We start from the raw sequence: 13207 nt of genomic DNA, 5'->3' as shown, positions 1-13207 counted from the left end.
AACCAGTGCAGCCGGGAGCTCTCAAAGTTGCTAAGCTTCACCACGATACAAATAGTTCGCGCTAAACTCAGCTACCTTTTACCCGTATCCTGCACATTAAATAATGTGCGGCTTGAGGTGGGAGATGCTCCGCTTGCAACCCGATGCTCCTGAAAATGGCGCTACGGGCGGTAGTGAGGATTACTTTAACACCTCTATGCGCAACTTCCCAAATCGGCCAGCAATTCAGTACTAATGGCCGGACTCTTTCGCAGGTTCTTCGGTGGGCTCAGCGCTGGGTTCAGTTGTTACCGGAGCCAACTTGGAAGTCTCGGAGCAATCATTGACAGGGTCGAGCTCGCCGGTTTCCAGGGCCTTTTCAATCAAGATTTCCAAACGGCTGGCAATCTCATCTAGTGCGGCAGCAGAGATATCTTCGACGGCGTCATATTCGCTATCTTCCAGATAGGACTTGTCTTCATCCCAGGTTTGCCAGGAGGCGGAAAGGGCAATGCCGATCTCTCCCCCATCAACAGGCATAACGCCAATCTGGCGGGAGGTGTATTCGCCGTCTTCCTCATCGAGACCCCAGCCGCCTTTAGAGTGCACGCCGTCCAGGCCAGATAGTCCCCACTTTTGCCAGTCGACGATATCGCTCATGGCGTCATAGACGTACTCCGCTTCCGGGATGCATCCTAAATGCGATGCAAAACGCGCTTGGTCTTTGACCGTCCACGTCGACATGCCAAAAGCTTCATCGGTCTCGACTTCAGAGTCAAAGCTATCGAGCAAATCCTCAATGCTCTGCTGCGCACTGCCCTCGGTCCACTCCACCTGGTTCCACAGCGCTAAGGCTGCGTCGTTGTCGGATTCTTTAATGGCGGCATCGACGAGCTCTTCGCTTGCACCATCGCGCAAGGCGGCAATTGCGATGGGCACCTTGATGGTTGACCAGGCAGGCTCACTGCCATCAGCGCCGGCCAAGAAATCCTGCTTGCCGTCGACGACGGCCAGCGAGACTGTCGCGCCGAATTCTTTTTCGACGTCTTCGACTAGATGCGCCATTGCGGCTTCGAGGTTTTCATCCTCGAGCACCGCAATATCATCAGCGATAACGGTATCCGCAGCGGTCGACGAGGTTGTTGCCGTGGGCGCACCAGGGCCGCTTAAGGTAGAGCAGCCGGTGAGCACGGCTATCGATGCAGCCGCCGCCAGCGCAATCGCGCGGCGCGGCAAGGGTTGGAAAGAAATCACGCCATCAAACACTAGCCCAGGAAACTACCTGGGCTAATTCTGCCCCTCCAGTAAGGGCTTGAGGTACTGCCCGGTGTATGAGCCCTCAACTGCAATAACGTCTTCTGGTGTGCCTTCGGCCACGACAGTGCCGCCACCGGAGCCACCTTCTGGGCCCATGTCCACAATCCAGTCAGCAGACTTAATCACGTCCAAGTTGTGCTCAATGATGATGACGGAGTTGCCCTTGTCCACCAATCCTTGGATGACCAGCATCAGCTTGCGAATATCTTCAAAGTGCAAACCAGTAGTCGGCTCATCCAAGATGTAGATGGTGCGGCCATTGGTGCGCTTTTGCAGTTCAGAAGCCAGCTTCACGCGCTGAGCCTCACCGCCCGATAGCGTGGTGGCTGCCTGGCCAAGTCGCACGTAGCCAAGCCCGACATCGACAAGCGTGGCAAGGTAGCGGTGAATCGAGGTAATCGGCTCGAAGAACTCAGCCGCTTCCGAAATCGACATGTGCAGTACTTCGGCAATATTCTTGCCCTTGTACAAGACCTCAAGAGTCTCACGGTTATAACGCGCGCCATCACAGACTTCACACGGGACATACACGTCCGGCAGGAAGTTCATTTCAATCTTGATGGTGCCATCGCCTTGGCAGGCCTCACAGCGCCCACCCTTGACGTTGAAACTGAACCGCCCGGCTTTATAGCCGCGTACCTTGGCCTCTTGGGTTTCGGCGAAAAGGTTGCGGATTTTGTCGAACACGCCCGTATAAGTAGCTGGGTTCGACCGTGGGGTGCGCCCAATCGGTGATTGGTCGACCTGCACGAGTTTGTCCAGGTGTTCAACACCTTCCACGCGCACCGCACGACCGGGCACCTGGCGGGCACGGTTTAACTTATTTGCCAAAGTCTTGGCCAGAATCTGATTAACCACCGTAGATTTACCCGAGCCAGACACGCCGGTGATACACACCAGAACTCCCAGTGGGATTTCCACGTCGATATCTTTCAGGTTATTTTCGTGCGCGCCAACGACTTTCAACATGCGTTCTTTGTCGATCTCGCGGCGAGTATCCGGAATTCCTAAGACCTTGGCACCGGAGAGGTACTGCCCCGTCAGCGAATCCTTGGCCTTCAAAATGCCCTTCGGCTCGCCCTGGTAGACAACTTCGCCGCCGTACTCACCCGCGCGCGGGCCAATATCGATAAGCCAGTCCGACTCACGGATAGTGTCTTCATCGTGCTCGACGACGATCAGAGTGTTACCAATATCGCGCAGGCGCTTGAGCGTTTGGATCAAGCGGTGGTTATCGCGCTGGTGCAAGCCAATCGATGGCTCGTCGAGTACGTAAAGGACACCCGCTAGACCGGAGCCGATTTGCGTCGCTAAGCGAATGCGTTGTGCCTCGCCACCGGAAAGCGTCGAAGCACCGCGGTCCAAGGTCAAATAGTTCAAGCCGACGTCGAGCAAGAAGCGCAGGCGGGCCTGGATTTCCTTCAACACGGCACCAGCGATAATTTCTTCACGGTGGCCAAGGACCAAGGAGTTGAGGAAGGTCGAGGCATCCTCAATCGACAACGCCGTAAGTCCGGCGATGGAAAGCTCGTCAAAGCCCTTCGCGGCTAAACGCACCGCGAGAATCTCTGGGCGCAGACGCGAGCCTTTACACGTCGGACACGGCACCAGTCGCGTGTACTGCAAAAGCCGGTCTTTGGCCCACTCGGAATCGGTTTGTTCCAGTTTGCGCTCTAAAAAGCCCACGGCACCTTCGAAAGGCGCAGTCCAGTTGCGCTGGCGGCCGTAGCGATTTTTATAGCGGACGTTGACTTCCTCATCGGAGCCGTAAATCAGGGCGTCGCGCTGTTCATCGCTAAGCGAGCTCAACGGCGCTTCCGGGTCAAAGTCGAGTGCTTTACCCAGGCCTTCGACGAGCTTGACAAAGTACTTGGAGTTCGGCGACGAAGTCCACGGCTGAATAGCATCGACTGCTGGGGCATCCTTATCAGGGATCAGCAGGTCCAAATCAACTTCCGTTTTGGTACCAATGCCGTCACAGGCTGGGCAGGAACCAAATGGCGCGTTGAAGGAAAAAGCACGCGGTTCATATTCTTCAATGGTCAACGGGTGGCCATTAGGACACGCGGCCTTCTCCGAATAAGTATGGGTGAGCTCTTCGTTGTCCACGTATTCGATGGTGACCAGGCCATCGGCAAGCCGCAGCGCAGTCTCCACCGAATCAGTCATGCGCTGTTTCGCAGATGCCTTGACCTGCAAACGGTCAACCACAACGTTGATGTCATGCTTAATCTGCTTCTTTAGCTTCGGCGGGTCGCTCAGCTGAATCAGCTCGCCATCGACCATCGCGCGCACAAAACCTTGGGCAGCCAGGTCTTCGAACAGGTCGACAAACTCGCCCTTGCGCTTGCGCACCACCGGCGCCAGCACCTGGAACTTTAGCTTTTCTTCCTGGCTTAAAACATCGTCAACGATCTGCTGCGGAGTCTGCCGCTCAATAATCGCATCACACTTCGGACAGTGTGGCGTGCCCGCGCGCGAGAACAGCAGACGCAGGTAGTCATAAATTTCCGTAATCGTACCCACCGTCGAACGTGGGTTGTGGTTGGTGGATTTTTGGTCGATGGATACCGCAGGTGAGAGCCCGTCGATGAAATCCACATCGGGTTTGTCCATTTGCCCCAAAAACATGCGGGCATAAGAGCTCAAAGACTCAACGTATCGACGCTGTCCTTCGGCAAAGATTGTGTCGAAAGCCAGCGAAGACTTACCCGATCCGGATAGACCGGTAAAAACGACCATTTTGTCGCGCGGGACATCAATGTCCACTCCTTTAAGGTTGTGCTCACGCGCACCGCGGACTACTAAGCGATCAGCCACTTGTTGGTTTTTCTCTTCCTCTGATGACTTCTAGTGTTCTACTCTTCATCGAACATACCCGTAAGGTGGGTGATATGACGAACGAAATTACTCTGCATCACATCTCCGTCTCGGAGATGGACAATAATTGCTATCTGCTCGCTGCCGACGGTGAAGGCTTGCTTATCGATGCCGCCGATGACGCCCCAGCCATCCTCGCTATGGCGGAGAAAGCCGGGGTGAAGATCACGAAGGTTTTGACCACGCACCGCCACTGGGATCACGTCCGCGCCCTGGAAGAAGTTTTGGCAGCAACTGGCGCGAAGCACTATGCGGCTTTCCTGGAGTCGCCTGCATTGCCTTCGCCTGTCGATGTCGAGTTGCAGCACGATGACACCATCGAATTCGGCGGCCGCAACCATGATGTCATCATTTTGCGCGGTCACACCCCAGGTGGCGCGGCCCTGGCGGTGAACCTCGACGGCGTTCCGCAGCTGTTCGTGGGCGATTCGCTTTTCCCAGGTGGCGTTGGCAAAACCAATTCTGAAGGTGACTTCGTGCGTTTGTACAAGGATGTCACCGAGCGTCTCTTTGATATCTACCCGGATGAGGCCGTGGTCTGGCCCGGCCACGGTAAGGCCACCACGCTCGGCGATGAACGCCCGCAGCTGGGCACCTGGTGGGATAGGCGTTGGTAATGGCGTAACAATTTTGCGGCAAACATAAAAATTCCGGCACCCGAGTGATGAATTTGCGTACACTGGTGGATTAGAAAAGATTGCGAACTTAGTTTAAGGAGCTTTAAAAATCATGCTACGTAAGATCGCCCGTCCGATGCTCGCATCCTTCTTCGTGTGGGATGGCGTGGACACACTACGCAACACTGACCAGCACGTCGAAGAGACCGAAAACATGCTGGCCCGTCTGCGCAAGGTTTTGCCTCGTGAATACGCAAGCTTCGTTCCTAATGACCCGGAGCTTGTTGCTCGCGGCCTCGCTGGCGCACGCGTTGGCGCAGGTTCCCTCCTGGCGCTCGGCAAGGCACCGCGCACCTCCGCTGCAGTCCTGGCTGGCACTACCCTGCCAGCGCTGGTGGGCGCTAATGCCTTCTGGTCTGCAGATTCCGAAAAGGAAAAGACCGATGGCCGCAATGCCCTGATTACCAACACTGCCCTGCTCGGTGCTTTGTTTATCACCACCCAGGACCGTGAGGGCAAGCCATCGCTAGGCTGGCGCGCAAAGAAGGCCGGCGAGCGCACCAGCAAGAAGGTCCAGGCAGCGCTGCCAACCAAGTCTGAGACGCAAAACCTCACCGGCAAGGCCACCGACTGGTTCGAAGACACCACTGATCGCGTCTCCAGCTACGTCGATGACCACAAGGATGACTGGCAGGACACCGGCAAGGAATTGCTGCACACCGCAAAGTCCTACGTGGATGAAGCGCGCTCTTATGTTGATGACAATAAGGACGATTGGCAAAAGGCCGGCAAAGGCCTTATCGCTAACGTGCGCGACACCGCCAAGGATTACGGCGAATCCGCACGCGGCTTTGTCAACAACAACGCTGGCGACTGGCTCGATGCTGCACAGGATAACGCGAAGACCGCACGCAAGGCAGTAGTCAAGAACGCTTCCAAGGCTCAGGACAAGGCCGATAAGGCTTTGAACAAGGCAGAAAAGTCCAGCGGTCGTTCCATGAAAAAGTGGAATAAGAAGGCTGGTAAATTCCAGAAGGAAGCCGATAAGAAGATCGCTAAGGCAATTAAAAAGGTAGGCAAGAACATCTAAATTCTTCTACGTTTACCCGCAACGGCCCAGCTTTTTGTATGCTGGGCCGTTGTTTCATTTTTCATCTCTCATCACCCAAGGAAGTTGATGCCCTCCGTGACCACGTCGTCAACACCTAACCCATCTCACCCTAAAACCCAAGCTATTGCCGCTGAGCAGACCTATGTTGACATGCTCTTCGACCGCTTGGATAAAGAAGTTGCTGATGCCAACCAGCGCCTGAATGAAGTACAGGCAGATGTCGATCCTGCCAACCCTGATTCCGATGCACTTGTGCGCCGTGAAACCGAATACCACCTACTGCAAGATAAACTAGACCGCCTCAATCTCGCGCAGCTCGGGCTTGTCTTTGGCCGCGTGGATGTTAACGCACCCGGCGATAACCCCACTACGGAAGGTTTAGACCGCCGCTACATCGGCCGGATGGGCCTAGATGCCCGCGAAGAAAATTACCGCACGTTGCTGTTAGATTGGCGCGCACCTATGGCGCGGCCTTTCTACCTCGCTACGACAGCGCAGCCGGAAGATGTCGCGGTGCGCCGCCATATCCGCACCAAGGGACGCACGGTCACAGATATCACCGATGAAGTGCTCTCCCGCGAACTCGCCGCAAGTTACGTCGAAGAAGATGACGTCAGCATCACCAGCGAATCCGCACTGCACCAGGCGATGGACCGCGCGCGTACCTCGCACATGAATTCCATCGTGGAAACCATCCAGCGCGAGCAAGATGAGATCATTCGCGATGAACGCCGTGGGGTCATGGTCGTCGACGGCGGCCCGGGTACGGGCAAGACGGCGGTGGCGTTGCATCGTATAGCGTATTTGCTCTATAACCACCGTGAGCGTCTGTCTTCTACCGGCGTGCTCATCCTGGGCCCGAATTCGACTTTCTTGGACTATATTTCGCGCGTGCTGCCCGAACTGGGTGAAACCGGCGTGGTGTTGTCTACGATTTCGCAGCTTTTCCCCGGTGTCACCGCGACCGCGCAGGACAGTCTGCTGACGCGTGAGATTAAGGGCTCTGCGGCAATGGTCGATATTTTGCGCGCGGCGTTGCAGGCCTATCAGGTCGTGCCCGATGAGGATGTCACCATCAAAGTCGAGCAACTGTACTTGACTGCGACCCCTGCGATGGTCAAGGCTGCGCGTACTCGCGCGCGTCGTTCGCGCAAGCCGCACAACGATGCCCGCGGTGCTTTCATCGAGCACTTCGTGCAGTCGTTGGCGGAGCAGATGGCGGATAAAATCGGCGCTGATCCGCTCGGTGGGCAAAATCTGCTCTCGCGTGCGGATGTGGATCAGCTCTTCGATGACCTCTCCGATACCCCAGCGGTGCAAGAGCTTATCGATGCCTTCTGGCCCACCCTGACTCCCCAACAAGTCTTGGCGGAGCTTTTGGGCTCGGAAGAAGCCATTGAGCATGCTGCTTATGACTATGACGATGAGACGCGTTCGGCGCTGTACCGTCCGTGGCAATTTGATGGCGAGGAAGTCTGGTCGGTATCTGATGTGGCGCTCTTAGATGAGTTGGCTGTGCTGGTAGGCATGCCGGACGTGGAAGCACAGCAGGAAGCCGAGCGCGCAGCGTGGAAAGAACAGGTCGCTGATGCTGAGGATGCTTTGGATATCTTGTCTTCGTCGATGTCGACCGATAATGACGATGACATGTTTGAGGCGGAGATTTTGTCCGCGCATGACGTTATCGACGCTGAGACCTTGGCGCGACGTCAGCAAACCGTGGACCATCGCTCAACGGCGGAGCGTGCTGCTGCGGATTACACCTGGGCGTATGGCCATGTGGTCATCGATGAGGCGCAAGAGCTCACGCCAATGGAATGGCGCATGGTCTTTCGCCGTACACCGTCGCGTTGGATGACGGTGGTTGGCGATACCGGCCAGACCAGCTCCCCTGCTGGCGTGGATGCGTGGGAAGATACCTTGAGTGAATTTGTGGGCGAGCGTTTTCGCGTGCATCAGCTCACGGTCAACTACCGCACTCCTCAACCGATTGCGGATTTGGCGTATAAGGTACGCCGCAGCGTCGATGAGTATGCACAGCCCACTGAGTCCATCCGCGATGGCGAACCGGTGCGCTTTATCGACTCCGACGATGCCGAGGGGCCATTGGAGGCGGGCATCTTCACCGATGAGGGCGGCCGGCTCAATGCGATTATTGATGTCAGCAATGTCGAAGAGGTGAAGGGGCTCGAGTTCGACCACGTCACCGTGGTTAATCCGGAGGAGATCATCAACCGCAGTCCGCTGGGTGTCAATGACCTCTACGTAGCCCTAACGCGCGCGACACAGACCTTGACCATTGTTGGGCACTGGCCGGAGGAATTCCGGTAGCGCTATTCGCGCAATCCTTCACTGACAATATCTAGCGGGTCGGCCTTCAAACTGCGTGAAGGAGCGGTTCGTGCTGCTAGTTGTTCGCAAACGAACAGGAGCTCAACGCGGGACGCATGATAGATTTCGTCTCGAAAAGAGCTGTATGCCTTCGGAACAATCAAGTTGTGGTGGGCGAGCTCGATAAGTGGGGTGCTCGAAAAAGACGTTAAAGCAACGACTTTCGCACCGGCTTTATGTGCAAGAGCAGCTGTGCGAAGGGTTGGTTTGTTTACTCCGGAGCCAGAGATTGCGACGCACACGGAGTCCTTGCCGAGCCCAGCCGCAGCTATATTGGCTGTGGTGTGATCCGCGTGCATCATCGCAGAAATTCCGACGCTAACAAGTCGCGCAACTAAGGTTGTCGCCAATGGAGCAGACATCCCATGAGCTACTACAAGCACTTTGTGGGCTCGACTGAGCAAACCCGCGATACGATCGACTTCTTCTTCATCAATTACTAGGGACTGCAAATTAGCGGCCACTGCTGCCGCTGCCGCAGCAATTCCTTCAGCATGGTTTTGTGCCTGCGGAATTTCCCGGGCCAAAGCCACTCGAAATTGTGGAAATCCGTCGTATCCAAGTGCTTGCGCAGTGCGGACGACTGTTGCGCGTCCCACGCCGACTTTCTCGCTGACCTCCTGAGCAGTCATGTCCACCACTGTTTCCAGGTTGTCCATGGCAAACTGCGCAACCTTGTATTGATTCGGTTTTAGCGAACGTGCAGTTGCCGCCAAACGTGCTGAGGCCGGCGAGTCCGCTGGCAGGAATGGGTGTTGAGTTTGTGAAGACTCGTTCATCATGCTGTGTCTTTCTAAGTTCAAGCTTGGCCCATGATAGCTCGGCGTAGGCGTCCGGAAATGGCGTCAATAATCATCGTAATGCCGACCATCACTATCAAAAGCACACCTACGCTGTCCCAGGCTCGATAGTTGGTGTAATTGGCCAGCATGCTACCGATTCCGCCAGCACCAACAATGCCGAGCACTGCCGAGGTTCGAATAGAAATTTCGAACCGGTACAAGGCAAAGGACAAAATAGCTGGCACACACGCAGGCCATAGTCCCCAGCGCACGATGGTCGCTGTAGTTCCACCTGCGGCACGGATTGCTTCGGGTGCGGAAGTTTTCGCGGACTCCACAATTTCATAAGTCCATTTGGCTTGTTGACCGATTCCGGAAATTCCCAGCGCTAATGCACCAGTGAAAGGTGTTAAACCGGTGACGGTGAGCAAGATGATGGCGATGACGACCTCTGGGAATGCACGGATAACCGCGAACACGATCTTGAGAGCCTGTCGTAACCACAGTGGCCCCACGCCGAACGCGGCGAGGAACCCGAGTGGAACCGAGACGATAACGCAAATAAGAGATCCGATCCAAGCCATCGCAATGGACCGCCACATCTCGGCAACTGCTCGTGGAAGCCGTGACCAGTCGGGGGAAGAAAACATAAGCTGCAGGTAGTGCCATACTTGCCCAGGTACCTCCGGAAGCGCTCGCCATTCAATGCCTAGGGTCATCAATGCGAGGACAAGCAGAACAGCGGGGACAAGCTTTCTCAAATCCAAAGCCTTTAAGATCATGAAGTCCACCGCCTGCGCAGGTAGTTAGATAGCAGCTCAATGGCGATGACGACGATGAGGATCTCGAGGATAATCACGGAAACATCACTGTAAGCGTAGAACGACCGGCGCTCATCAAGCAGGCGTCCGATTCCGCCAGCACCGACAATGCCCAGGATTGCTGAAATGCGCACGTTAAGTTCCAAGGTGTAGAGCCATTGATTCATGAAGAGCGGTAGAACTTGTGGCATGGTCATTGCACGATTGATCTGAAACTGGGTACCGCCAGCTGCCCGGCCGGCTTCCATGTAGTCATGGTCGCCAGAATCAATCGATTCGGAGACCAGCTTGACCACGATTCCGATGTTGAACAAGATAAGCGTCATCACACCAGGTAGAGCACCCACGCCAACCATTGCGACCAAGACGGTGGCATAGACCAGGTCTGGTACGGCGCGGACAACGTTGATGAAGGTCCGAACGATAAATCGTCCGGTTGTTGAGTGGTTCGTAGCTTGCGCCGCCCATAGCGTGAGCGGGACGGAGATTATCGCGGAGATGGCAGCACCCACCCAGGCCATCTGCAAAGCTTCAACCATTGGTCCTATGGTGCGTGGGACGAACTCAAAGTTGGGCTGGAGCATCTGCAGGAGTTTGTTGTAGCCGTTGCTCCAGTTGCGGATGAGTGAGCGTATATCGATTTCGACGCCGCCTAATCCTGGTGCAGCAGCGAGCACGGTCATGAAGATTACACCCGAGACCGCAAGCCACGTCCGGATGTTCCCAGTCTTTGAGGTGGGAGTGTACAAGGACGTCATAGCGCGTCCTGTTCTGCCACATCATCGGCCATGATCGGGCGGTCGTAGATGGCTTCAAAGTCAGCTTGCTGTGCACTTTCAGTAGCCCCGTCAAAGACGATTTCCCCCGCGCGCACGCCGATGACTCGGTCGGTGTATTTTTGCACCATGTCCAGTTGATGCAGGTTAACCACCACGGTGATGCCCTGCTCCCGGTTGATTCTTTGAATATCTCGCATCACCGTGTGTGCAGTGGGTGGGTCAAGGGAGGCGATGGGTTCATCGGCAAGCAAAATCTTTGGCTGCTGCGACAGCGCCCGAGCAATCGCCACCCGCTGCTTCTGTCCGCCTGACAAAGCTCCCGCACGCGTTTCTGCCTTGTCGGCAATATTGACAGAGTCCAAAGCACGCAGTGCTAAATCTTTGTCCCCTGCTGTGTGAAGTCCGAGAACTGAACGCCAAACCGGTGTGTGCGCAAACCGTCCAACAAGAACGTTATCCATGACGCTAATACGATCCGCCAGGTTGAAACTCTGGAATATCATCCCGATATCTCCACGGGCTTTGCGCAGTGCACGACCGCGAAGACTATCAATCTGATGCGGTCCGACGCTTACCTGCCCTGCACTAACCGGGTTCAACCCATTGATGGTGCGTATCAAAGTGGATTTATCGGCACCCGATGGCCCAATAATTCCGACCATCTCACCGGGCTGGATGTTGATGGATACGTCCTTAATGGCCTGTAGACCACCGGGATAAGTCACGCTCACTCGGTCTAACGCTATCGGCCAGCTCTCTTGTTTAATCACTTGGAAAAGTACTCCAGAATCTCGCCGTATCGGTTGATGTCTTCTTCCTGGGTGTCCGCAGTCCAGTCGGACAGTCCTACAAGGTCGTACATGACTGATGCAGCTTCATCAGAAGATTCTGCGTAGCTGTCCATTGCTTCGGTGAGCTTGTCTTTAAGCTCTGTATCAAGGTCACTGCGCACAGCCACACCACCGTTTGGAATCTGCTCGGTGTAGGCGAAAGCAACCACATCAGTCGCTACATCAGGGTTTTCTTCAATCACCGACGAACGCGCATCCCAAAAACCGAAGGCAACTTCGCCATCGCCGTTAGCAAGCGCCAGGACGGCGTTGTTATTGCCTTCTACTGGGATCTGATTGACGTCATCGATATTGACGCCTTCTTCCTCCATAGCAACAACTGGATATTGGTAGCCTGCTGGCGAGGTCGAGCTTTGCAACACCACAGAGGTATCGCCGGTAATTTTGCCTAATTGCTCAACAGCAGCTGGACCTTCACCGGTCGCGGTATCACCCGGTTCAATGCCATTGCAGTACGCCATTTCCGCATCGGCTGCGGCATAGGTCGCCATCGTTGGTTCGTCGTCGCAGTACTTATCTGGGTTGTTGGTATATGCGACGGACGAGTAACTGGTCGCGCCGAAGCGGACGTCACGTAGGATGAGTTCAGCACTGTGCTGCTCCATCGCATTATATAGCGAGCCGGCATCGGTGATGATGACATCAGATTGACCAGCTCCCAAAGCTTCCACAGTCGCGGCGTAGTCGCTGGCAACAACGCCTTCGACTTCGACGCCAAGTTGCTCAGATAGGTAGTCAGTCAGTGGCCCGAGTGCTTCGGCCAAGTCCTCTCCCTCAGTTGAAGGGACTAGAGAAATGGTCAGGGTATCGTCTTCTGTCGTGCTACATGCGGTGAGACCTAGGGTCAGTGCTACTGCGCCGGCTGCTGCGAGGATCTGCTTTTTCATGGTGGTTTATTCTCCTTGTCGTGCCCATGTGATGATGTCTTCAAAGGCATCATCGAGGGTGTGCTGTGGGGTTACTAGTAGGGTGTGTGCGCCCAGCTCTGCAGCTGGAGCAAGGTCATTTTCGGCAATGTCACCGATTGCCAGAATCCGCTGAGAATCCAGTTCTTCGATGAGTGAACTCAAACCAGCGGGCTTGTTCGTGTTGAAGGAAATTTGGTCGAAGAACTCACCGACTTTCCAGCGGTCAAGCAACTTTTCGATGCCTTCCGCAGGCGCATTGGTAGCCAGAACCACCCACGCATGAGGGGCAATCGCCTTAAGAAGTGCCGGGAGTTGACTCGGCATCTCCACGGGTGCTTTCTCCGTTCCCAAAAGCTGTCTGCTCTTTAGGTAAGCTCGCGAGAGTTCTGCGGTGTCTATGCCCTGGGCAATAGCAAGGTCAGCCACCGCATGATAGCCATCGCGGTAGGGACTTTGAAGGTCATCAATATCTGCGAGTGCGGCTTCTACCTGTTTCGCGAAGGCTGCGGGATCAGCTAGCAATTCCGTTTGGATGGCCTGTGCATATGCCCTCACAGGTCCGTTCCCAAGAGTTACGGTCCCATCGAAGTCGAAAATGATTGCAGCGTTCCTGCGCATGCCGAGTCGTGAATTCATAGAGTTCCTTGTGCCCGAAGTGATTGCCACTTTGTTGAATAACGCCCAGTTTCTGGGACGTTGCGTTCAGCCTAAGACAGCGTTATGAACGTAATGTTCAATCAAAGTGAACTCTGGGGAAATTTCGTCCCACGA

The 13207-nt window shown here is 55.3% G+C and carries 11 protein-coding genes; 3 read left to right on the top strand and 8 right to left on the bottom strand.

The features are described 5' to 3' along the window. Window positions 1-231 precede the first annotated feature (231 nt). Entirely contained in the window at window positions 232-1233 is a 1002-nt protein-coding gene (locus C5Y44_RS05625; protein WP_233189845.1) for a hypothetical protein, read from the bottom strand. 33 nt (window positions 1234-1266) lie between these two features. Further along, window positions 1267-4116, bottom strand: coding sequence for an excinuclease ABC subunit UvrA (gene uvrA / locus C5Y44_RS05620; protein ID WP_105324033.1), 2850 nt, complete (start codon window positions 4114-4116; stop codon window positions 1267-1269). A gap of 74 nt (window positions 4117-4190) precedes the next feature. Here uvrA and C5Y44_RS05615 point away from each other — a divergent pair, with 74 nt between their 5' ends. The 3 genes from C5Y44_RS05615 (at window position 4191) to C5Y44_RS05605 (ending at window position 8235) form a co-directional block, all read left to right on the top strand. Next, on the top strand, window positions 4191-4793 hold the full coding sequence (locus C5Y44_RS05615) for an MBL fold metallo-hydrolase (protein WP_105324032.1): 603 nt from the start codon (window positions 4191-4193) through the stop codon (window positions 4791-4793). 112 nt (window positions 4794-4905) lie between these two features. Next, window positions 4906-5883: a DoxX family protein gene (locus C5Y44_RS05610; RefSeq protein WP_199185983.1), complete on the top strand. Its 978-nt coding sequence runs from the start codon at window positions 4906-4908 to the stop codon at window positions 5881-5883. 87 nt (window positions 5884-5970) lie between these two features. Beyond that, window positions 5971-8235 carry an ATP-binding domain-containing protein gene (locus tag C5Y44_RS05605; protein ID WP_105324031.1) on the top strand — a complete coding sequence of 755 codons (2265 nt, stop codon included), beginning with the start codon at window positions 5971-5973 and terminating at the stop codon, window positions 8233-8235. 2 nt (window positions 8236-8237) lie between these two features. Here C5Y44_RS05605 and C5Y44_RS05600 read toward each other — a convergent pair whose 3' ends face one another. Genes C5Y44_RS05600 through C5Y44_RS05575 form a run of 6 tightly spaced genes read right to left on the bottom strand, consistent with a single transcriptional unit; the run spans window position 8238 to window position 13072 of the window. Further along, on the bottom strand, window positions 8238-9077 hold the full coding sequence (locus C5Y44_RS05600; protein WP_233189844.1) for a MurR/RpiR family transcriptional regulator: 840 nt from the start codon (window positions 9075-9077) through the stop codon (window positions 8238-8240). 17 nt (window positions 9078-9094) lie between these two features. After that, window positions 9095-9859 (bottom strand): phosphonate ABC transporter, permease protein PhnE, encoded by a 765-nt coding sequence (gene phnE, locus C5Y44_RS05595; protein ID WP_105324030.1) that lies wholly within the window; start codon window positions 9857-9859, stop codon window positions 9095-9097. After that, window positions 9856-10656, bottom strand: coding sequence for a phosphonate ABC transporter, permease protein PhnE (gene phnE / locus C5Y44_RS05590; RefSeq protein WP_105324029.1), 801 nt, complete (start codon window positions 10654-10656; stop codon window positions 9856-9858). The genes phnE (C5Y44_RS05595) and phnE (C5Y44_RS05590) overlap by 4 nt, the downstream gene beginning before the upstream one ends. After that, window positions 10653-11447 carry a phosphonate ABC transporter ATP-binding protein gene (phnC, locus tag C5Y44_RS05585; RefSeq protein WP_105324028.1) on the bottom strand — a complete coding sequence of 265 codons (795 nt, stop codon included), beginning with the start codon at window positions 11445-11447 and terminating at the stop codon, window positions 10653-10655. Before phnC ends, phnE (C5Y44_RS05590) begins: the two co-directional genes overlap by 4 nt. Continuing rightward, window positions 11444-12415: a phosphate/phosphite/phosphonate ABC transporter substrate-binding protein gene (locus C5Y44_RS05580; RefSeq protein ID WP_105324027.1), complete on the bottom strand. Its 972-nt coding sequence runs from the start codon at window positions 12413-12415 to the stop codon at window positions 11444-11446. The genes phnC and C5Y44_RS05580 overlap by 4 nt, the downstream gene beginning before the upstream one ends. A gap of 6 nt (window positions 12416-12421) precedes the next feature. After that, complete coding sequence (locus tag C5Y44_RS05575; protein ID WP_105324026.1) at window positions 12422-13072, bottom strand: HAD family hydrolase; 651 nt, start codon at window positions 13070-13072, stop codon at window positions 12422-12424. Window positions 13073-13207 lie beyond the last annotated feature (135 nt).

Source organism: Corynebacterium sp. J010B-136, from assembly GCF_002967075.1.
Classification (GTDB): Bacteria; Actinomycetota; Actinomycetes; order Mycobacteriales; family Mycobacteriaceae; genus Corynebacterium.
Note: the sequence above shows the minus strand (reverse complement) of the source record. Positions and strands in the feature narration are given on the sequence as shown.